The sequence below is a fragment of the Arthrobacter sp. LT660 genome, assembly GCF_056172845.1.
Genome location: NZ_CM149651.1, coordinates 1,983,654 through 2,004,421, shown reverse-complemented (window position 1 = coordinate 2,004,421; position 20,768 = coordinate 1,983,654). Strand labels below are relative to the sequence as shown.

Below are 20,768 nucleotides of genomic sequence, written 5' to 3'. Positions count from 1 at the left end.
TAGCGGTGCGCAGACCGGCTAGGCAGTGGCGCGTCGCACAAATGCCTGTGAAGTTTCTCACAAATGCTTTCGATTCGTCCATTCGACCCTGCCCTTGCCCATGAAATGCCCGTGAACCATGGATGAACGACCGCGGTTTGGGGGGTTCCGGGATATCACAGCGGGATACTCTCGCTGGCGTGAACCCCGCATCCCAGTCCCCAAAAAACAAGCCCTCAACATCCCTGCCGTCCCGCCGCGTGGTGGTGGCGGGCGTGGCGGCGGCGCTTGGCGCCGTCGTCGTCCAGCCCGGTTTCCTCCCGCTGGCCGCGGCATCGGCCTCCGGGGCATTCCGCCACGGCGTGGCTTCGGGCGATCCCGAACCGGACGGCGTGCTGTTGTGGACGCGGGTCAGCCCGAGCGAGGCGGCGGCGCCGGGATCGGGAGCCGGACCCGACGTCACGGTCCGCTGGAGCGTCGCGGCCGATTCCGCGTTCAGCAAGGTGGTGGCCCGCGGCAGCACACGGACCGGCGCGCACCGAGACCATACGGTCAAGGTGGAGGTCGGCGGCCTGGACCCCGCAACGGATTACTGGTTCCGCTTCGAGGCGGCCGGGTCGACGTCGGTGATCGGACGCACGCGTACGGCACCGGCCGCCGGCTCGGCCGTTGAGCGCCTCCGCTTTGGCGTTGTTTCCTGCTCAAACTGGCAAGCCGGGCACTTCTCCGCATACCGCCACCTGGCCCGCGAGCGGCTCGACGCCGTTCTGCACCTGGGCGACTACCTCTACGAGTACGCGCCGGGTGAATACCAGGCCCGCGACGTCGTGGTGCGCCCGCACGATCCGGCCCGCGAGACGACGACGTTGGCCGACTACCGGCGCCGGCACGCCCAGTACAAGACCGACCCGGAACTGCAGCTCCTGCACGCGTCCGCGCCGTTCATCGTCACGTGGGACGACCACGAAACGGCGAACGACGCGCACGCGACCGGCGCCGAGAACCACACGGAGGGCGCCGAGGGGACGTGGGCGGATCGCCGCGCGGCCGCCCAGCGGGCCTATGCCGAATGGATGCCGGTCCGCTACGAGGCCGGCGGCGAGCTGTACCGGCGCCTGGAATTCGGCGCCCTCGCGTCCCTGTCCATGCTGGACCTGCGGACCTACCGCGACGCGCAGGCCACCCACCAGGTCTCCGGAGAGATCGACGACCCCGAACGCAGCATCACGGGCGCGGAACAGATGGACTGGATGTTGTCGGGTCTCGCCTCGGACGGCCCGCAGTGGAAACTGGTCGGCAACCCCGTGATGATCACGCCGGTGCGCGTGCCGTCGACGCTGTCCACCGAAGAGATCGGGGGCCTGAACGAGCTGCTGGGCACCAGCGACATTGACGGCGTTCCCTACAACGTCGACCAGTGGGACGGGTACGCGGCCGACCGCGGCCGGGTGCTGCGCCATCTGCGGGACAACGCGGTCCGCGACACCGTGTTCCTGACCGGCGACATCCACTCCGGCTGGGCCTGCGACCTGCCCGCCGACCCGTCCACCTATGCGCTCAACGGCGCGTCCGCCGGCACGGAACTGGTGTGCACCTCCGTCACCAGCGACAACCTTGACGACATCCTCCGCGTGCCCCCGCGCACGGCGTCGCTGGCGGTGGAGGCGGCCATCAAGGCCAACAACCCGCACGTCAAGTACCTTGATTTCGATTCGCACGGGTTCTCGATCCTGGACGTCACACCGGCCGCGACGCGCATGGACTGGTACCGCATTGCGGACCGCACCCTCGCGGGCTCGGCGGCACACCTGGTGGAGTCGTACACGGTCGACGCCGGCACCCAGAAGGTGCGGCGGACCGGTGGTGCGCTGTGAGCGGCGGCACCCGCCGGACGTTCCTGCGCGCCGCGGGGGCTGGTGCCGCGGCGGTCCTGCTTTCGGGCGGAACGACGGCGGCGTGGGGCTCCGCATCCCAGGACGCGCCGGGCCGGACCCGCGTGTACGTCCTGGTGGTGGATGGCTGCCGTCCCGACGAGATCACGTCGGGAACCACGCCACGTCTCGCTGGCCTGCGGGATGCCGGCGCGAACTTCCCCGCCGCCCGTTCGCTGCCGGTGATGGAGACGATCCCGAACCACGTCATGATGATGACGGGCGTGCGCCCGGACCGCAGCGGCGTGCCCGCAAACTCGGTCTACGACCGTGCGCTGGGGGAGATCCGGACGCTCGGGCTGCCGGAGGACCTGCGCTTCCCGACCCTGCTGGAGCGTGTGCGCGAGCTGGGTCTGACCAGCGCTACCGTGCTCAGCAAGGACTACCTGTTCGGCATCTTCGGGGAGCGGGCCACCTACCGCTGGGAGCCGGAGCCGATTGTCCCGGCGAGTGGGCACGCTCCTGACCCATTCACCGTGGACGCGGCGATGGCGCTGGTGGACGAGGCGGATCCCGACCTCTGTTTCGTCAATCTCGGCGACATCGATCGGATGGGCCACTCGGACCTGACGGGGACCACGCTCCGGGCCGCACGTGAACTGGCACTGCGGACCACGGATCTCCAGGTGGGGCGGTTTGTGGACCATGTGAAGGACCGCGGGCTCTGGGAGTCCAGCGTTTTCCTGGTGCTGGCCGACCACTCGATGGACTGGTCGCACGCGTGGAAGACAGTGTCAGCGCGGAGCATCCTCTCCGGTGGACCGGGCACCGCGGCCATGGGAGGGGACGCCCTGGCAGACCGGTTTGCGATCGCGCAGAACGGCGGCGCGGACCTGCTCTACTGGGTGGGCCCGCCAGCGGAGAGGGAATCCGGACTGACACGCGCCACCGCTCTGCTCACGGCGCACGACGGCGTCCTGGCCGTCCACCGCCCGGCCGACCTACGGCTCGGCCCGGAGGCCGGGGACCTGGTGGCGTATTGCGCGGCAGGGTGGCGCTTCACGGATCCGTATGTGGCGTCCAACCCGATCCCCGGGAACCACGGCCACCCGGCCACGGAGCCCATTCCTTTCTTCGTGGGCGGCGGCAGCCCGCTGGTGCGGCGCGGGGCCACGCTCTCTGAACCGGCACGGACGGTCGACGTCGCGCCGACCATCGGATGGCTGCTGGGTTTGACTGAGCCGGCCGGAGGATACGACGGCGCCGTGCGCAACGCCGCGTTCACGGCGTCGGCCTTCCCGGTCGCCGGGGCATCGGTACCGCCGGGGAGATAGCACGGGAACCCGTTCGTCCGGGGATCGGTCCGGAGCCGGTTCGAAGCTGTCGGATCAGGATGGCAGGATTGAATCCATGACAATCACTGCCGCCGCGGACGGCTCCGCCCTCGGAAACCCCGGTCCTGCCGGGTGGGCCTGGTACGTCGACGACGAATGCTGGAGGGCCGGCGGCTGGCCCCACGGCACGAACAACATGGGCGAGCTCATGGCGGTCCTGGACCTGTTCCGGTCCACGTCGCACCTTCAGGCCGAGCACCTGCACATCCTGTGCGACTCGCAGTACGTCATCAATTGCGTCACCAAGTGGATGCCGGGGTGGAAGCGGAAGGGCTGGAAGAAGTCGGACGGCAAGCCGGTGCTCAACGTCGACCTCCTGAAGCAGATCGACGATGCCATCGAGGGCCGCAACTACAGTTTCGAATGGGTGCGTGGCCACGCCGGCCACGAACTCAACGAGGCCGCGGACGTGCGCGCCCGGGCGGCCGCCACCGCGTTCCAGGGCAGGCGTCCCGCCGACGAGGGTCCGGGCTTCGCCGGCGCGGCCACCCGCGCGCCGGCAACCCCCGCGGACCAGGGGGCACAGCGCGCCGTCGTTGAGGCGGACCGCGAGGCGCCGCGCGCGGGAGCCGAGCAGGACGACCTGTTCAGCGAGTTGGAGGACGTCCGCGAGACGGGCACGGGCAGCGCGGACATCGACGCGGTGGTGACCCTGGAGCGCGAGCTGTTGGAGCCCGCGGTCCGCTCCGAGGTGGGCCAGCTGAACTACCTCCTCCACCCCGGCTACCGCGAAATAGCCGCGGACGGCACGCTGCGGGACAAGGAGTCGAGCATCGCGGTGCTCGCCACGCTCGAACCCGGCGGAGGGCCGTCCGGGACCGTCGGCCGGTTCGAACTGCTCGCCTCGGACGTCGTCGGCACCGACGTCGTGCAGCTGGCCTACCGCCTGTCCGGCGCGGGAGGGACCGCCGTCGTCGGTTCCGCGTGGCAGCGCGACGCCGGCCGCTGGCGCCTGCGCTTCCGTCAGGAGACCCCCGAGTCCTGACCGTCGGCCGCCGCCCCCTACACTGGGCGCATGAGCGAGACGACCGAGAGCCACACCGTGACCGGAGACCTCCACGATCCGCGCTTCGCGCCGGTCGCCGAGCTGCTGGGCGAACTCGCCGCGGAGGACGCCGACTATTCGGCGCAGCTTGCCGTCTACCACGACGGCCTACCCGTCGTGGACCTCGCAGTGGGACCGCACAGCGCACGCGATTCGCTGACGGGCGTCTTTTCCTGCTCGAAGGGGGCCTCCGCCATGGTGGTCGGCATCCTCCTGCAGGAGGGCGTGTTGGAACTCGACGCGCCCGTCGCCGCCTACTGGCCCGAATTCGCCGCCAACGGCAAGGAACTCGTCACCGTCCGCCAGCTGCTCAGCCACCAGGCGGGCCTCCCGGGCGTCGACGGCGGCATGACGCTGGAGGAGTACGAGGACTCACGGCTCGCCGCCCGCATCCTGGGCGCTGCGGCGCCGTCGTGGCGGCCGGGGGCGGCGCATTGCTACCACGCGTTGAGCATCGGCGTGTTCATGGAGGAACTGGCCCGCCGGACGGCCGGCGAACGCCTGCAGGACATCTACGAGCGCCGGATCAGGGCGCCGTTCGGCATCGACTTCCATCTGGGACTGCCGGAAACCGAGGAGCCGCGTTACCGCGACGTGCTCAAACCAGCGCAGGAAGCCGAGCTTCCGTTCGTCGACCCGTTCGGCGTCTTCGGCCTGTCCGTCAACTCGACCGCCGGCCTCGAGGGCCCGGACGGTCCCAGCCGGGACATCCTGGACCTGCCGAACGTCCGCTCGGTCCGGGCCGCCGGGCTGGCAGCGGCCGGCGGGGTGGCGAACGCCCGTGGCATCGCGCGCCTGTACGCGGCCGCCAGCACCGGTGTGGTCGGCGCGGACGGAACGCTGGGCGAGCCGTTCCTCTCCGACGCGACGCGCGCCGCCATGTCCCAGGAGCAGGTCTTCGGCCCCGACCGCGGGCACGGGCTCCTCGGCGCATTCGGGATCGTCTTCATGAAGTCCCAGCCACGCAACGACTTCGGCTCGGCCAGGGCCTTCGGGCACGACGGAGCCAACGCCTCCCTGGGTTTCGCCGACCCCGCCTACGGGATCGGTTTCGGCTACGTCCCCGCCCGCGCCGAGCTGTCCGGGACCGGATCGCGCGCCGGCCGCCTGACGGTGGCCGTGCGGCAGGCCCTCCTGGGCTAGCCGTGGGTCTCGCGCTACCGGGACCAGCCGATGGAGGCGAGGACCTCGCCGTCGTGGTGCACCGCGAGCGCTTCGGTGCCCGGCGCGAGCAGTGCCTGCGCGAGTGCCCTCGGACCCCCGGCCACAATGGCGGCGGCCGTGCGCCCGGCCTCGGCGATGCCTTCCGCCGGCACGCCGACCTGCCGGTAGGCCCCGTCTGCGCCGCACGGGATTGGCGCGCCAGCGGCACACGTCGCCAGCGCCGTGGTGAAGCCGGGCGACGGCGACCCCGTGCAGAGGATGTCGCCGCCCGCGCTGACGGCCGGCGCGGGAGCGTCAGATCCGTGAGCGCCTGGCCGGTACGGGCGAGCAGCCGGACCTCGAGGTCCGTTCCGGTCGGCATCCGGGCCCCGTCCTCGAGAAACACGCGTTCCACCGCCTGCACGGCCGCGTCGAGTTCCGCCGGATCCATGGGTGCGCTGGCCGCGACGACGGTTCCGGCCGCGACGAACGTGCGCGTCGTGACGGGGAAGGCGAAGGGCGCGCTTCCGGCGCTCACGCGAAGGCGCCGTCGGTGGTGGCCTGCAACGTCCGCGGATAGTGCGCGGCGACGGAGATGAAGATCGCGTTGCGGATGCTCACGGTGTGTCCTCTCGGGGTCGTTCGGCAGGCCGGTGCCCGCCCCCAGCCTTTCGCGCCGAGCTAGGCGTGCGCTGTGAATGGCGTCGGCCCTATTTCGGTGCCGCTCGGCACCGAACGTGGCTAGGCTGGCTGCGTGGACTTTGAAAAGCGATACGTGGCCCTGGGGGATTCGTTCACGGAGGGCGTGGGCGACGACGATCCCCGGCGCCCCCACGGCGTCCGCGGATGGGCGGACCGGGTCGCCGAACAGCTCTGCGCCGCGGACCCGGAGTGGGGCTACGCGAACCTCGCCGTCCGCGGCAAGAAGATCCGCCAGATCCTCACGGAACAGTTGCCCGCGGCCCTGGCGCTCAAGCCGACCCTGGTGACGCTGTACGCGGGCGGCAACGACATCCTGCGCCCGAGCGTCGACATCGACAACCTCATGCGCGGCTACGAGGAGGCCGTGGCCGCGCTGTCCGGAACCGGCGCCGCCGTCGTATTGTTCACGGGGTTCGACTCGTCGGGGTCGGCGGTGTTCGGCAAGACGCGCGGGCGCACCGCGATCTACAACGAGTGGGTCCGCGAGATCGCCGAGAGGCACGACGCCTCGATCGCCGACTACTGGCGCTGGCGCGAGTTCCAGGACTGGCGCTACTGGGCGCAGGACCGCCTGCACATGGGCGTCCCCGGCCACACCCTGATGGCGAAGAAGGTACTCGAGGTGCTGCGGGCCTCGGATGAGATCGCGACGCCGGAGCTCGAGACGGCCCCCGCGCTCGGGCGCCTGCGGCAAATCCAGGCGGACGCGCAATGGGCGCGCGAACACGTGGTCCCCTGGGTGAGGCGGCGGCTGACCGGCACGTCTTCCGGAGACGCCCTCACCGCCCGCCATCCCGACTACGTGCGGCTGGGGCAGCCGTGACCGGCCCGGAGCCCGCGCACGGCGAAGAGCCCCACGATTCCTCGGGCGTCGCGCAACGGCTCAATTGGCTGCGCGCCGGGGTGCTCGGCGCAAACGACGGGATCGTCTCCGTGGCGGCCGTCGTCGTGGGCGTGGCCGGAGCCACGTCGGCGACGGGACCGATCCTCGCGGCCGGCGCCGCGGCCCTCATCGGCGGGGCCATCTCCATGGCCCTGGGGGAATACGTCTCCGTCTCCAGCGCCGCCGATTCCCAGCGCGCGCTCATCGAGAAGGAAAAGCGGGAGCTCGAGGAAACCCCGGACGCGGAACTCGCTGAGCTGGCGGGCATCTACGCGGCCAAGGGACTCTCCACGGAGACGGCGCGGCGGGTCGCCGAGGAACTGACGCGACACGACGCGCTCGGGGCGCATCTGGAGGCCGAGCTCCACATCAACGAGACGGAGGTCGCCAGCCCGTGGCACGCCGCGTTCGCCTCGGCCATCGCCTTCACGGTGGGCGCTCTCCTCCCGTTCCTGACCGCCGTGCTGTTGCCGCCGGACATCCGCGTGCCGGTCACCTTCGCCGCGGTCCTCGTGGCGCTCGCCGGCACCGGGGCGCTCGGCGCGCGCCTCGGCGGCGCCCGTCCGCTGGTGCCGACCGTCCGCGTCCTGGTGGGCGGCGCCGCCGCGCTTGGGGTGACCTTCGCGATCGGGACCTGGCTCGGCGCAACCGGGGTCGTCGGTTAGCGACTTCCAGTTGTTTGTGGCGCGCGTCTCGAACTAGACTGTTGGCTGTGCCCCCGTGGCACGGCCAATGACATGCGGCGGGAGAGATCCGCCAGATCCACTGGCGGGCGCCGTAGGAGCAATTTCCTCCCCGGGAATCTCTCAGGCCCCCGTACCGTCGCGCATAGGCAACTCTGGAAAGCAGTTCCGTTCCACCGGGTCAAACCGGCGGGGTTCTCGGGACTCACCGACGGTGCAAGAGGCGCCGGGCGCACCGCCCGGGGCCCCGGAAACTCTCAGGTCCAATACAGAGTCGGGGAGGAACCAAAGCTCATTCGGCGTGCACGCACCTCGACCAACCTTGGAGTTCCCCCTTATGACCGCGACAACGGCCCGCCCCACCACAGCCCGCGACAGCGGCGACCTCGTGTTCGCCGACCGCCACATCGGCCCGCGCGGAGACGCCACCGAAACGATGCTCCGCCACCTGGGCTACGCAACCCTCGACGAACTCGTCGACACGGCCGTCCCCGCGGACATCCGCCAGTCGGCCCCGCTGGATCTCCCGGCGCCGCGAACCGAGGCGGAAGTGCTCGCGGACCTGCGGAACATCGCGTCGAAGAACACCATGAAGACCCAGATGATCGGACAGGGCTTCTACGACACGTTCACGCCTCCGGTCATCCTGCGCAACGTCCTCGAGGACCCGGCCTGGTACACGGCCTACACGCCGTACCAGCCGGAGATCTCCCAGGGCCGCCTCGAGGCACTCCTGAACTTCCAGACGATGGTGGGGGACCTGACCGGCCTTCCCATCGCCAACGCGTCGCTGCTCGACGAGGCGTCCGCCGTCGCCGAGGCCGTCCTGCTGATGCGCCGCTCGAACAAGGCCAAGGGCGACGCCAAGACCGTCCTGGACGCCGACCTGTTCCCGCAGACCATCTCCGTGGTCCGCGGCCGCGCCGAGGCCCTCGGCTTCGAGCTCGAGATCGCCGACCTCTCCCAGGGCCTGCCCGACGGCGACATCTCCGGAATCGTGCTCCAGCAGCCCGGCAACTCCGGCCGCGTGGCCGACCACGCCGCCGTCATCGCCGCCGCCAAGGAGCGCGGGGCAATGGTCACGGTCGCCGCCGACATCCTCTCCCTGACTCTGATCGTCCCGCCGGGCGAGCAGGGTGCCGACATCGCGGTCGGCAACACCCAGCGCCTCGGCGTGCCGCTGTTCTTCGGCGGACCGCACGCCGCCTACATGGCCGTGCGCCAGGGCCTCGAACGCTCGCTCCCGGGCCGCCTCGTGGGCGTCTCCAAGGACGACGCCGGCGTGCCCGCCTACCGCCTCGCGCTCCAGACCCGCGAGCAGCACATCCGCCGCGAGAAGGCCACGTCCAACATCTGCACCGCGCAGGCGCTGTTGGCCATCACGGCCTCCATGTACGCCGTCTACCACGGCCCCGAGGGCCTGAAGGCGATCGCCCGCCGCGCCAACCTGCGCGCCCGCACGCTCGCCACGGTGCTCTCCGGCGCCGGGATCGAGCTGGTCGCCGACACGTTCTTCGACACCGTCCAGGCCCGGGTTCCCGGGCGCGCCGCCCACGTGATCGCCTCGGCCGAGACCCACGGCGTGAACCTGCGCCTCGTGGACCCGGAGACGGTCGGGGCGTCCGCGGACGAGACCACGACGCCGGAGCACATCATCGCCATCGCGTCCGCGTTCGGCATCGAGGACGCGGCGGCGAAGGTCGCGGCGGCCGAGCGGTCCGCCGGGAACGAGCTGCCGGACGCGATCGTGCGCACCAGCGACTTCATGTCCCACCCGATCTTCCACTCCATCCGTTCGGAGACCCAGATGCTGCGCTACCTGCGCAAGCTCTCCGACCGCGACCTCGCGCTCGACCGCACCATGATCCCGCTGGGCTCGTGCACCATGAAGCTGAACGCCACCGCCGAGATGGAGTCCATGTCCTGGCCGGAGTTCGCCTCCATCCACCCCTACGCCCCGGCGCACCAGACCGCCGGCTGGCGCGAACTGATCGCCGACCTCGAGGCGCGGCTGAGCACCATCACCGGCTACGCCGGCGTGTCCATCCAGCCCAACGCCGGATCCCAGGGCGAATACGCGGGCCTGCTCGCCATCCGCCAGTACCACTTGGCCCACGGCGACGACGCGCGCACGGTCTGCCTGATCCCCGCCTCCGCCCACGGCACCAACGCCGCCTCCGCGGTCCTCGCCGGCCTGAAGGTGGTGGTCGTCAAGACCGCCGAGAACGGCACCATCGACGCCGCGGACCTCGACGCCAAGATAGAGGCCAACAAGGACACCCTCGCGGCCATCATGATCACCTACCCGTCCACCCACGGCGTGTACGACGCCGATGTGCGCGAGGTCTGCGACAAGGTCCACGCGGCAGGGGGCCAGGTGTACATCGACGGCGCCAACATGAACGCGCTCGTCGGCCTCGGGCAGCCGGGCAAGTTCGGCGGCGACGTCTCCCACCTGAACCTGCACAAGACCTTCTGCATCCCGCACGGCGGCGGCGGACCCGGCGTCGGCCCGGTGGCCGTGGCCGAGCACCTGATTCCGTTCCTCCCGGGGGCGCCCGCCGGCGCATCCAACGGCAACGCGGGCACCCCGGTGACCTCCACGCCGTACGGCTCCGCCGGAGTCCTTCCCATCTCCTGGGCCTACGTGGCCATGATGGGCGGGAAGGGGCTGACCGACGCGACGAAGAACGCGCTGCTCGCCGCCAACTACGTCGCCTCGCGCCTGAACGAGCACTTCCCGGTGCTCTACACGGGCAACAAGGGCCTGGTCGCCCACGAGTGCATCCTGGACCTGCGCGACGCCACGGCGAAGTCCGGCGTCACCGCGGAGGACGTGGCCAAGCGACTCATCGACTACGGGTTCCACGCACCGACCCTCGCGTTCCCGGTCGCGGGCACGCTGATGGTGGAGCCGACCGAGTCCGAGGACCTCCCGGAGATCGAGCGCTTCATCGAGGCCATGATCTCCATCCGCAAGGAGATGGACCAGGTCGCCGCCGGGGACTTCGCACTGGAGGAGTCGCCCCTGCGCCTCGCGCCGCACACCGCGGCCGCCGTCGTGAATTCCGAGTGGGACCGCAAGTACACCCGCGAACAGGCGGCGTTCCCGGTCCCGGGACTGCTGCAGGACAAGTACTTCACGCCCGTCGGGCGCATCGACGGCGCGGGCGGGGACCGGAACCTCATCTGCTCCTGCCCGCCGCCCGAGGCGTTCGAGAACTAGTCCGGCCCCGGCCCCAGATTCGAAAGGCACAACCATGACTGAACAGACCACGACGCCGCGGCGCACGGCGCTGCACGACGAGCACGCCCGCCTGGGCGCGTCCTTCACCGACTTCGGCGGCTGGGACATGCCCCTGAAGTACGGCTCCGAGCTCGGCGAGCACAAGGCCGTCCGCGAGACCGCGGGCCTCTTCGACCTCTCCCACATGGGCGAGGTCTGGGTCCAGGGCCCGCAGGCCGCTGCGTTCCTGAACACCGCGCTCGTCGGCAACCTCACCGTCATCGCCGTCGGCAAGGCGAAGTACTCGCTGATCTGCAACGCCGACGGCGGCATCATCGATGACCTGATCACCTACCGCCGCGCCGAGGACCGCTTCCTGGTGGTCCCCAACGCCGGCAACGCGCCCCGGGTCGCGGCCGCGCTGGGCGAACGCGCCAAGGGCTTCGACGTCACGGTCACGGACGCCTCCGCCGAGACCTCGCTGCTGGCGGTCCAGGGACCGAAGGCGCTGGAGATCCTGCTGCCGCTGGTTCCGGCCGCGCAGCACGCGACGGTCACCGACATGAAGTACTACGCGGCGGACGACGTCGAGTTCACGGTCGCGGGGGCGCCGGTCAAGGTGCTCCTCGCGCGCACCGGCTACACCGGCGAGGACGGCTTCGAGCTGTACGTCCCCAACGTCCAGGCCGCCTCCCTGTGGCAGGCGCTGATCGAAGCCGGCCACGACCATGGGCTGGTCCCGGCCGGTCTGGCCTGCCGCGACTCCCTGCGGCTCGAGGCGGGCATGCCGCTGTACGGCAACGAGCTCTCCGAGGACGTCACCCCGTTCGAGGCGGGCCTGGGCGGCGTCGTCTCCTTCAAGAAGGAGGAGGACTTCATCGGGCGGACCGCGTTGGAGGCCAGGAAGGCCGCCGGGGCGGACCGCGTGCTGGTCGGGCTCAAGGGCCTCGGGCGCCGTGCCGGCCGTTCGCACTACCCTGTCCTTAAGGACGGCTCGCCGGTCGGCGAGGTCACCTCGGGCCAGCCCAGCCCCACGCTGGGCTATCCCGTGGCCCTCGCCTACGTCGACGCCGGACTCGCCGAGCCGGGCACCCGGCTCGACGTCGACCTGCGCGGCAAGGCGGAGCCCTTCGAGGTCGTCGCCTTGCCGTTCTACAAGCGCCAAAAGTAACCAACCGCAGCCCACCGGCTTCCCGAAAGGAACACACCATGAGCAAGGTTCTCTCTTCCCTCCGCTACTCCGCCGAACACGAATGGGTCGACTCGGCCAGCCCGGCCAAGATCGGCATCTCGCAGATCGCCGCCGACGCACTCGGCGACGTCGTCTACGTCGACCTGCCCGAGGTCGGCGCGACCGTCACCTCCGGCGAGTCCTGCGGCGAGGTCGAATCCACCAAATCGGTGTCCGACCTCTACGCGCCCGTCACCGGCACCGTCGTCGAGATCAACCAGGAGGCCGTGGACAACCCCGCCCTGCTGAACGAGGACCCCTACGGCGCCGGCTGGCTGTTCACGGTCGAGGTCTCCGAAGAGGGCCCGCTGCTCTCCGCGGAGGACTACGCCTCCGCCAATGGCGGGGACGTCGCGTGAGCGCAGTATACGAAGCCGTCGCTGCGGGTTCGTTGACGCAGGACATCTCGGTGTTGGATCCGGAGGTGGCTGCGGGGATTGATGCGGAGTTGCGTCGGCAGCAGGATGGTTTGGAGATGATCGCGTCGGAGAACCATGCGGCGTTGGCGGTGATGCAGGCGCAGGGTTCGGTGTTGACGAACAAGTACGCCGAGGGGTATCCGGGTCGGCGGTATTACGGCGGGTGCGAGCATGTGGATGTGATCGAGCGGTTGGCGATCGATCGGGTGAAGGCGTTGTTCGGTGCGGGGTTCGCGAATGTGCAGCCGCATTCGGGTGCGCAGGCGAACGCGTCGGTGATGCACGCGTTGATCCGTCCGGGGGATACGGTGATGGGCCTGAACCTGGCGCACGGCGGGCATTTGACGCACGGGATGAAGATCAATTTCTCGGGTCGTTTGTACGACATCGTGCCGTACGGGGTGGATGAGTCCACGTACGAGGTGGACATGGACGAGGTCGAGCGTCTGGCGGTGGAGCACGAGCCGAAGATGATCGTGGCGGGTTGGTCGGCGTATCCGCGGCGGTTGGATTTCGCGCGGTTCCGGGCGATCGCGGACAGGGTGGGGGCGTACCTGTTTGTGGACATGGCGCATTTCGCGGGTTTGGTGGCGGCGGGTTTGCATCCGTCTCCGGTGCCGCATGCGCATGTGGTGTCCTCCACGACTCACAAGACGTTGGGCGGTCCGCGGGGCGGGATCATCCTGACCAACGACGCGGAGATCGCGAAGAAGGTCAATTCGGCGGTGTTCCCGGGTCAGCAGGGCGGTCCGTTGGAGCATGTGATCGCGGGCAAGGCGGTGGCGTTCAAGGTCGCCGGGACCGCGGAGTTCCGGGACCGGCAGGAGCGCACCTTGGCGGGTGCGGCGATCCTGGCGGAGCGTTTGGGCCGTGCGGATGTGGCGGGCAAGGGCATTGGCGTGTTGACCGGGGGCACGGATGTGCACCTGGTGCTGGTGGATTTGCGGCATTCGGAGTTGGACGGGCAGCAGGCGGAGGATCTGTTGGCGTCGGTGGAGATCACGGTGAACCGCAACGCGGTGCCGTTTGATCCGCGTCCGCCGATGGTGACGTCGGGTTTGCGGATCGGGACGCCGGCGTTGGCGACGCGTGGTCTGGGCGAGGAGGCGTTCGCGGAGGTCGCGGACATCATCGCCGAGGTCCTGGTCGCGGGGCCGGACGCCGACACCGCGGGACTTCGTGCCCGTGTGAAGGCCGTCGCCGACGCGCACCCGCTCTACCCGGACCTCGCACCGCTCGCCTAAACGGCGGGCCCGTCGGGGCCGTTACAGGCGACGGGCCCGGGACGGCTTTCCCGGGCCCGTCGCCTTCCCCTCACCAACCACAGAGGAACCACCCCATGGCCATCAGCGTTTTCGATCTCTTCTCCGTCGGCATCGGCCCGTCGAGCTCCCACACCGTCGGGCCGATGCGCGCCGCCTACCGGTTCGCCGAGGGCCTGGCCCAACAGGGCCTCGCCGAACGCACCGAGGGCCTGCGCGTCGACCTCTACGGCTCCCTCGCGGCCACCGGCCGCGGCCACGGCACGTTCACGGCCGTCATGCTCGGCCTCGAGGGCTACCAGCCCGAGCTGATCCTTCCCTCCCAGGTAGACGAACGGATCGCCGATCAGGAAGCCTCGGGCAAACTGCGCCTCTGCGCCGAACTCGGTGCCCGCCGCGACCTGGACTACGGCGTGCCGGATATGGTCCAGCACCCGCTCACCGTCCTGCCCCGGCACACCAATGGCATGCGCATGCAGGCCCTCGACGCCGATGGCGGCGTCCTGTTGGACGAGACGTACTTCTCGGTCGGTGGCGGCTTCATCGTGCGCGAGGGCGAGGAGGACGCCGTCGTCGAGGAGATCGAGCAGGACCTGAGCGTGGTTCCCTACCCCTTCCGCACCGCCGTCGAACTGCTCGGCCACTGCCGGGACACCGGCCTGACGATCAGCGAGGTCATGCTGGCCAACGAGATGGCCACCCGCTCCAAGGAGGAGATCCGCGCCGGCCTGCTGCACATCTGGTCCGTGATGGAGGACTCCAAGGATTCCGCACTGGAGCGCGAGGGCCTGCTTCCCGGCGGACTGAAGGTCCGCCGTCGGGCGCCGGACTGGCACGAGCGCCTGGCAAAGGAGGACAAGGACCGCGACCCCAAGTACTGGCAGGAGTGGGTCAACCTCGTCGCGCTGGCCGTGAACGAGGAGAACGCCTCGGGCGGACGCGTGGTCACGGCGCCGACGAACGGCGCCGCCGGGATCATCCCCGCCGTCATGTTCTACGCAACGCACTATTCCCCCGGCATCGGCTGGGCCACGCAGGCGGACAAGGAGGACGTGATCGTCAAGTTCCTGCTCGCGTCCGCGGCCGTCGGCGTCCTCTACAAGGAACAGGCCTCGATCTCCGGCGCCGAGGTGGGCTGCCAGGGCGAGGTGGGGTCCGCGTCGTCGATGGCCGCCGCCGGACTCGCGGAGATCCTGGGCGGTTCGCCCGCGCAGGTGGAGAACGCCGCCGAGATCGCCATGGAGCACAACCTGGGTCTCACGTGCGATCCCATCGGCGGGCTGGTGCAGATCCCGTGCATCGAGCGCAACGCGATCGCCGCCTCGAAGGCCATCAACGCGGCCAAGATGGCGCTCATGGGCGACGGCGAGCACCGCGTGTCCCTCGACGAGGTCATCATCACCATGCGCGAGACCGGCAAGGACATGAGCTCGAAGTACAAGGAGACGGCCCTCGGCGGGTTGGCGGTCAACGTCGTCGAATGCTGATCCGGCCACTGCTCCCGGAAGACCGGGAGCAGGCGCTTGCGGCCCACGGGGAACTCGCCGCCGAGGGCTTCGACTTCCTGCTCGGATACGACGACGGCGACGACTGGGACGCGTATCTGACCCTGCTTGCGGACCAGGAACTGGGCGAACGCCTGGGCCCGAGGCAGGTACCGCACACCTTCCGGGTGGCCGTCGCCGACGGCGCGCTGGTGGGCCGCGTGTCCGTCCGCCACGCGCTCACGGGCCATCTGGCGGTCATCGGCGGGCACGTCGGATACGCCGTCCGGCCGGGTGCGCGCCGGCGCGGCCACGCCGGACGGCTCCTGCGCTCGGCGTTGGACGTGGCGGCCGGTTTGGGCCTGTCCGAGGTCCTGGTCACCTGCGACGACGACAACGCCGCGTCCATCCGGACCATCGAGGCCGCCGGCGGCCTCCTCGAGGACACGATTGACATCATGCCCGGTGCCGCCAAGCGCCGATACTGGATCAAAACCCGCAGCTGACTTGCGTTTACGCTTGCGCGCGAGCGTGGAGGGTCCCCCTTTCGGCCAGCGTGGCCCGGTGCTACGGTGAACGAACGGATCCAGTAGGCACACGGCTGTGCAGCCGTGTGGGAAGGAGTTTCCCCATGGCAAATAGGGCAGGTTCCAACGGAATCGATGCCACGTTGTACCGCAAGGACGGGCCCTGGTGCACCGCCTTCGTGGACGCGTCCCTCGGCACGGCGGGGGCCCAGGAGGCCGCCGACCGGCTGCCCGAATCCGTCGCGCAACTGTTGTCCAGCCAGCAGGCCAAGCCCGGCGACGTCGAGGCCATGCGGTCGGCCATGCGCCCCGCGGATGGCGTCCCGTCGCCCGTGGCCCGTTTCGTCGCGGTGAACAACGGCGAGGTGGTGCTCGACGAGTTGGTCCAGGGGCACGAGGCCGGGGACCCCCGCGTCGAGTGCGGTCCGTTCCCCAACCTGGTGCCGCTGGCACGCGCCCGCGGAGGCCAGTTCGCCTACGTCACGGCCGAGGTCGGGCGCGACGGCGGTGAGGTACGCCTGCTCCACTCCGCCGCTCCGGGCGTGCACGAACAGCGCAGCGTCTCCGGAGACCCGGAGGAGGCCCACCACGCACGGCGCGTCCCGGGCGCGTACAACGAACCGCAGAACCGGGCGCAGACGGAGGAGATCTGGCGCCGGAACGCGGACGAACTGGCCAAGCACATCGACGAGGTCGTGCGCGAGAACCGCGCGCGGCTCGTGGTGCTGTCCGGGGACGTGAAGGCACGGGAACTCGTGCACAGCCAGCTGGCGGAGGCGACGCGTGCGCTCACCACGGAACTGGACCAGCACACCCGCACCGGAGGGGCGGACCAGGACACCGTGGCGAAGGCGGTGGACGCCCGCGTCTCCGAGGTGCTGGCCGACGACATCAACCAGCTGACGGAGAAGATCGGAAACCGCGCCAACGGCGACCATCCCGGAGCCGTCCTCGGCTTCGAGGAGGTCGTGGCCGCGCTGCAGCGCGCCCAGGCGGAGACCGTCGTCGTGTCCGAGTTCCAGGACGACCATTCGCTGCTGGCGCTGGCGGCGGAGCCCTGGCTGGCGACGGAGGGATCCGACGGCCAAGGGGCGGAGACCATCGGTTCGTGGCCGGCGCCGGAGGTCCTCCTGCGGGCGGCCGCCCTGACGGACGCGTCCATCCGCTATGTCCCGCCGGGCGTCCTCCCCGCGGGGGCCACCATCGCGGCCCTGCTGCGCTGGCCGAACGGCCACGCCTCCGGCTAGGACCCGAAGGCCGTCGGCGCGGCGCGCCGACAACAACGGCCCGGCACCGCGGCCGCGCGGGCGTCTTTTGGCGCCGGCGCGGCCGTGCTGTTTGATGGGCATGACATCCGCCCCTCACGACAGGAGCAATCCTTGGCCACCGCCGGCACCGGGACCCATGCGGGGTCGAACGCACTGCTGATGCTCGGCGTCCTGCTGGTGGCCGCGAACCTCCGCCCGGTGATCACCGCGGTCGGTCCCGTCCTGGACCAGATCGGCGCGGAGACCGGGCTGGGCGCAGCGGCGCTGGGGCTGCTCGCCGCGGTTCCGCTCCTCGCGTTCGCCACCGTCTCCTCGCTGACGCACGGCCTCGCGGTCAGGTTCGGCGTCGAACGCACCGTTTTCGGCGCGTTGCTGCTGCTCGCGGCCGGAACGCTGCTGCGCCCCGTCCCGGGCACGCTGGCCAACCTCTGGATCGGGACGTTCCTGCTGGGCTCGGCGATCGCGGTGTGCAACGTGTTGCTGCCGGCGATCATCAAGCGCGACTTCCCGGACCGGATGGCGCAACTGACCGGGGCCTATTCCGCCGTGCTCGGCGGCGTCGCGTCGCTGGGCGCGGGGCTGTCCTTTCCGCTGTCCCGTCTCCCGATCGGGCCCGACGGCGCCCCGGCGGGATGGCGCTTCGCCCTCGTCGCGTTCGTAATCCTCGTGGTTCCCGTGCTGGCCGTGTGGCTGCCGCGGCTCAAGCACGGGGGCGGGCCCGCGATCCCCGTGGCGGTTCCTACCATCGCCCCGGCCGGCGGCCGCGGCCGGAGCGTGTGGGGATCCGCGCTCGCCTGGCAGGTCACCCTGTACATGGGGTTCCAGTCGATGGTCTTCTTCATCCTGATCAGCTGGCTCCCCACCCTGGAACGGTCCTACGGGCGCTCGGACGCCGGATCCGGCTGGGACCTCATGGGCTTCCAACTCATCGGTGTCGCCGCCAGCCTCCTGACGCCACGCCTCATGCGCGGCCGGTTGAGCCACGTGGCGCCGGCCTTGCCGACCCTGCTGACCGCCGTTGGACTCGCCGGATTGGTGCTGGCGCCCGGCGCCATGCTCCTGTGGGTGCTGGTGATCGGGTTCGGCTGCGGCAGTTCCCTGGTGCTGGCGCTGTCCCTGTTCGGGCTCCGGGCGCGCACCCACCAGCACGCCAGCGCGCTGTCCGGGATGGCGCAGTCGGTGGGCTACCTGTTGGCGGCCGCCGGACCACCGCTGTTCGGTGCACTCTACGGCTGGACGGGGGAGTGGCTGTGGCCGCTCGCCGTCGTAGCGGTCGCGACCGTCGGCCAGGCCTGGACGGGCCTGCTCGTCGGTCGCGACCGCTACGTCCTGGACTAGTAGGGGGAGCCTAGGCGGGCCTCCCCGTCGCGGCGTCCGCCTGGCCTTCGCGGACGAACCCGTCGGCGACGTCGAGGGCGCGGTCCAAGGCGGCAAGGCCCTCCCGCAGGAGGTCGTCGGGGATGTTCAGCGGCGGGACCACGTGGATCCGGTTGAAGTTGGCGAAGGGCAGCACGCCCTCGGCCTTCAGCGCAGCGATCACCTGGTTCATCTCGGGCGAGGAGCCGCCGTAGGCGGCCAGCGGCTCGCGGGTTTCCCGGTCCCGCACCAGTTCGACCGCCCAGAAGCACCCTGTTCCGCGGACCTCGCCGATCGAGGGGTGGCGCGCGGCCAGCTCGCGCAGGGTCGGGCCGATGACGTCGTCGCCGAGCCGGGCGGCGTTCTCCACCATGCCCTCCTCGCGCATCGCGTTGATGGTGGCGACGGCGGCGGCGCAGGCGAGCGGGTGGCCCGAGTAGGTGAGTCCACCGGGGTAGGGGCGCTCGCGGAAGGTGTCGAAGACGGCGTCGGACATCGCGACGCCGCCGAGCGGCACGTAGCCGGAATTGACGCCCTTGGCGAAGGTGAGCAGGTCCGGCTCGACGTCCCAGTGGTTGATCGCGAACCAGCGGCCGGTGCGCCCGAAGCCGGCCATGACCTCGTCCGCGATGAACATGATCCCGTACTTGCGGGTCAGTTCCCGGACGCCGGCCAGGTAGCCCGCGGGGGGAAGGTAGATCCCGGCGGTGCCGGGCACGGACTCGAGCATCACGGCGGCGATGTTGGCCGGACCCTCGAGCTCGATCATGTCCGTCAGGTGGCGCAGCGCGCGTTCGGACTCCTCCGCCTCGGTGGTGGAGCCGAAGTGGGAGCGGTACCGGTACGCGGGGAGGAAGTGCACGACGCCGGAGTCGCCGTCGTCGTTCGCGAAACGGCGAGGGTCGCCGGTGGCGTTGATGGCGAGCTGGGTGCCGCCGTGGTAGCTGCGGTAGGCGGAGAAGACCTTCTTGCGTCCGGTGTGCAGGCGCGCCATGCGGATGGCGTGTTCGACGGCCTCGGCCCCGCCGTTGGTGAAGAACACGTGGTTCAGGTCCCCGGGGGTCAGCTCGGCGATGAGCCGGGCCGCCTCCGAGCGGGCGTCGTTGACATGCTGCGGCGCGATCGTGCACAGCTTCCCGGCCTGCTTCTGGATGGCGGCGACCACCTTGGGGTGCTGGTGCCCGATGTTCGTGTTCACCAGCTGGCTCGAGAGGTCGATCAGGCGGGTGCCGTCCCCGTCCCAGACCAGGGATCCTTCGCCGCGGAGAATCGTCATGGGGTTGAACGGCCCCTGGGCCTGCCACGAGTGGAAGACGTGGTCGCGGTCCAGCGCGTGGGCGCGGCGTCCGGCCTCGATGTCGGCGTCCGTGACGGGGGTGGCGGTTTCCGAAAACATGGGCGGTTCCTTTCGCGGAGTGTCTCGGTGCCACCCTACCCAGCGGGATGTCCACAGGGTGCCCCACGATCCCCCGCGTGACGTCCGGCTCGGATACCCTACAGGCATGACTGCATCCCCTGAGGCCGTGACCAGACCTGTCATCGCGTTGTCTTTCCCGGCGTCCGCGGAGGCCTATTCCTACGCCTACCGCGCCGATCTCGTCCGTTTGACGGGACTCGCGGCCGCCGCCGTCGAGGCGGCCGGAGGCACCGCCGTCGTGCTGGACTCCGCGGCGGAGGACGCGGACGGGCGCCGCCGGAGCCTCGCCGACGCCGCCGGAATCGACGGCGCGCTGATCCTCGGCGGGGGCGACGTGGACCCGTTTCTCTACGGCAGCGACGGACACCCGAGCGTCGTCGACGCGGACCGGGGCGCCGACGACCTGGAGATCGCGCTGATCCTCGGGGCGCTGGCGCTGGAGCGTCCGGTCTTCGGCGTCTGCCGGGGTCTGCAGCTGATCAACGTGGCGTTCGGGGGCACGCTTACCGAGGACCTCGGACCGGACTCGGGGCACAAGGACCACTCGCCGGGCGAGGCGATGGTGGCCCACCCGGTGGAGATCGTGCCCGGATCGCGCCTGGCCGGGATGCTGGGCGCCGCCGCGGACGTGATGTCAGGACACCACCAGGGGATCGATACGTTGGGGGAGCGGCTGGTTGCGTCCGCCTTCGCGCCCGACGGCCTGGTGGAGGCCATCGAGCTGCCCGCCGGCGACGACTGGCTGGTGGCCGTGCAGTGGCACCCGGAACACGAGGGCACCCCCGAGGGTCAGTTCGCGGCCGTGCTCGAGCCGTTTGTCGCCGAATGCCGCCGCCGCTCCGAACGGCGAGCCGGCGTCGGCAGCGTTCCGGCCTGAC

Annotated in this window: 17 protein-coding genes and 1 riboswitch; of the genes, 15 read left to right on the top strand and 2 right to left on the bottom strand. The window is 70.7% G+C overall.

The window, feature by feature from the left end; translation table 11 throughout:
- Positions 1-179 precede the first annotated feature (179 nt).
- The 4 genes from AC0QSG_RS09245 to AC0QSG_RS09230 all read left to right on the top strand — a co-directional run bounded on the left by AC0QSG_RS09245 (position 180) and on the right by AC0QSG_RS09230 (position 5,432).
- Positions 180-1,853: an alkaline phosphatase D family protein gene (locus AC0QSG_RS09245; RefSeq protein ID WP_475375165.1), complete on the top strand. Its 1,674-nt coding sequence runs from the start codon at positions 180-182 to the stop codon at positions 1,851-1,853.
- Positions 1,850-3,184, top strand: a complete 1,335-nt coding sequence (locus tag AC0QSG_RS09240; protein WP_475375164.1) for an alkaline phosphatase family protein — start codon at positions 1,850-1,852, stop codon at positions 3,182-3,184. Before AC0QSG_RS09245 ends, AC0QSG_RS09240 begins: the two co-directional genes overlap by 4 nt.
- A 76-nt stretch (positions 3,185-3,260) precedes the next feature.
- Positions 3,261-4,229, top strand: coding sequence for an RNase H family protein (locus AC0QSG_RS09235; protein ID WP_475375163.1), 969 nt, complete (start codon positions 3,261-3,263; stop codon positions 4,227-4,229).
- 30 nt (positions 4,230-4,259) lie between these two features.
- Complete coding sequence (locus tag AC0QSG_RS09230) at positions 4,260-5,432, top strand: serine hydrolase domain-containing protein (RefSeq protein ID WP_475375162.1); 1,173 nt, start codon at positions 4,260-4,262, stop codon at positions 5,430-5,432.
- Between the two features lie 14 nt (positions 5,433-5,446).
- On the opposite strand, the gene AC0QSG_RS09225 is transcribed toward AC0QSG_RS09230, so the two are convergent.
- A complete protein-coding gene (locus tag AC0QSG_RS09225; protein ID WP_475375161.1) occupies positions 5,447-5,605 on the bottom strand; it encodes a hypothetical protein in 159 nt (52 codons plus the stop codon).
- A gap of 581 nt (positions 5,606-6,186) precedes the next feature.
- On the opposite strand from AC0QSG_RS09225, the gene AC0QSG_RS09220 reads away from it, so the two are divergent.
- From AC0QSG_RS09220 to AC0QSG_RS09175, 10 genes are all read left to right on the top strand, one after another.
- Positions 6,187-6,957 (top strand): SGNH/GDSL hydrolase family protein, encoded by a 771-nt coding sequence (locus tag AC0QSG_RS09220; protein WP_475375160.1) that lies wholly within the window; start codon positions 6,187-6,189, stop codon positions 6,955-6,957.
- Positions 6,954-7,682, top strand: a complete 729-nt coding sequence (locus tag AC0QSG_RS09215) for a VIT1/CCC1 transporter family protein (protein ID WP_475375159.1) — start codon at positions 6,954-6,956, stop codon at positions 7,680-7,682. Before AC0QSG_RS09220 ends, AC0QSG_RS09215 begins: the two co-directional genes overlap by 4 nt.
- Before the next feature lie 68 nt (positions 7,683-7,750).
- A riboswitch (glycine riboswitch) is annotated at positions 7,751-7,849 on the top strand.
- Positions 7,850-8,037: 188 nt separating this feature from the next.
- Positions 8,038-10,926 (top strand): aminomethyl-transferring glycine dehydrogenase, encoded by a 2,889-nt coding sequence (gene gcvP, locus AC0QSG_RS09210; protein ID WP_475375158.1) that lies wholly within the window; start codon positions 8,038-8,040, stop codon positions 10,924-10,926.
- Between the two features lie 34 nt (positions 10,927-10,960).
- Entirely contained in the window at positions 10,961-12,097 is a 1,137-nt protein-coding gene (gene gcvT / locus AC0QSG_RS09205; RefSeq protein ID WP_475375157.1) for a glycine cleavage system aminomethyltransferase GcvT, read from the top strand.
- A 38-nt stretch (positions 12,098-12,135) separates the two neighbouring features.
- Positions 12,136-12,516 carry a glycine cleavage system protein GcvH gene (gene gcvH / locus AC0QSG_RS09200; RefSeq protein WP_435728501.1) on the top strand — a complete coding sequence of 127 codons (381 nt, stop codon included), beginning with the start codon at positions 12,136-12,138 and terminating at the stop codon, positions 12,514-12,516.
- Positions 12,513-13,820, top strand: a complete 1,308-nt coding sequence (gene glyA / locus AC0QSG_RS09195; protein WP_475375156.1) for a serine hydroxymethyltransferase — start codon at positions 12,513-12,515, stop codon at positions 13,818-13,820. Before gcvH ends, glyA begins: the two co-directional genes overlap by 4 nt.
- Before the next feature lie 95 nt (positions 13,821-13,915).
- Positions 13,916-15,325 carry an L-serine ammonia-lyase gene (locus AC0QSG_RS09190; RefSeq protein WP_435727346.1) on the top strand — a complete coding sequence of 470 codons (1,410 nt, stop codon included), beginning with the start codon at positions 13,916-13,918 and terminating at the stop codon, positions 15,323-15,325.
- Positions 15,319-15,828, top strand: coding sequence for a GNAT family N-acetyltransferase (locus AC0QSG_RS09185; RefSeq protein ID WP_475375155.1), 510 nt, complete (start codon positions 15,319-15,321; stop codon positions 15,826-15,828). Before AC0QSG_RS09190 ends, AC0QSG_RS09185 begins: the two co-directional genes overlap by 7 nt.
- Positions 15,829-15,953: 125 nt before the next feature.
- The gene (locus AC0QSG_RS09180; protein WP_435727344.1) at positions 15,954-17,096 is read left to right on the top strand and encodes a baeRF2 domain-containing protein; all 1,143 of its coding nucleotides are present in this window, start codon (positions 15,954-15,956) and stop codon (positions 17,094-17,096) included.
- Positions 17,097-17,228: 132 nt separating this feature from the next.
- Positions 17,229-18,455 carry an MFS transporter gene (locus tag AC0QSG_RS09175; RefSeq protein ID WP_475375154.1) on the top strand — a complete coding sequence of 409 codons (1,227 nt, stop codon included), beginning with the start codon at positions 17,229-17,231 and terminating at the stop codon, positions 18,453-18,455.
- A gap of 10 nt (positions 18,456-18,465) precedes the next feature.
- On the opposite strand, the gene AC0QSG_RS09170 is transcribed toward AC0QSG_RS09175, so the two are convergent.
- Complete coding sequence (locus AC0QSG_RS09170) at positions 18,466-19,869, bottom strand: aminotransferase class III-fold pyridoxal phosphate-dependent enzyme (RefSeq protein WP_475375153.1); 1,404 nt, start codon at positions 19,867-19,869, stop codon at positions 18,466-18,468.
- A gap of 106 nt (positions 19,870-19,975) precedes the next feature.
- Here AC0QSG_RS09170 and AC0QSG_RS09165 point away from each other — a divergent pair, with 106 nt between their 5' ends.
- Positions 19,976-20,767, top strand: a complete 792-nt coding sequence (locus tag AC0QSG_RS09165; RefSeq protein WP_475375152.1) for a gamma-glutamyl-gamma-aminobutyrate hydrolase family protein — start codon at positions 19,976-19,978, stop codon at positions 20,765-20,767.
- Position 20,768: the final 1 nt, after the last annotated feature.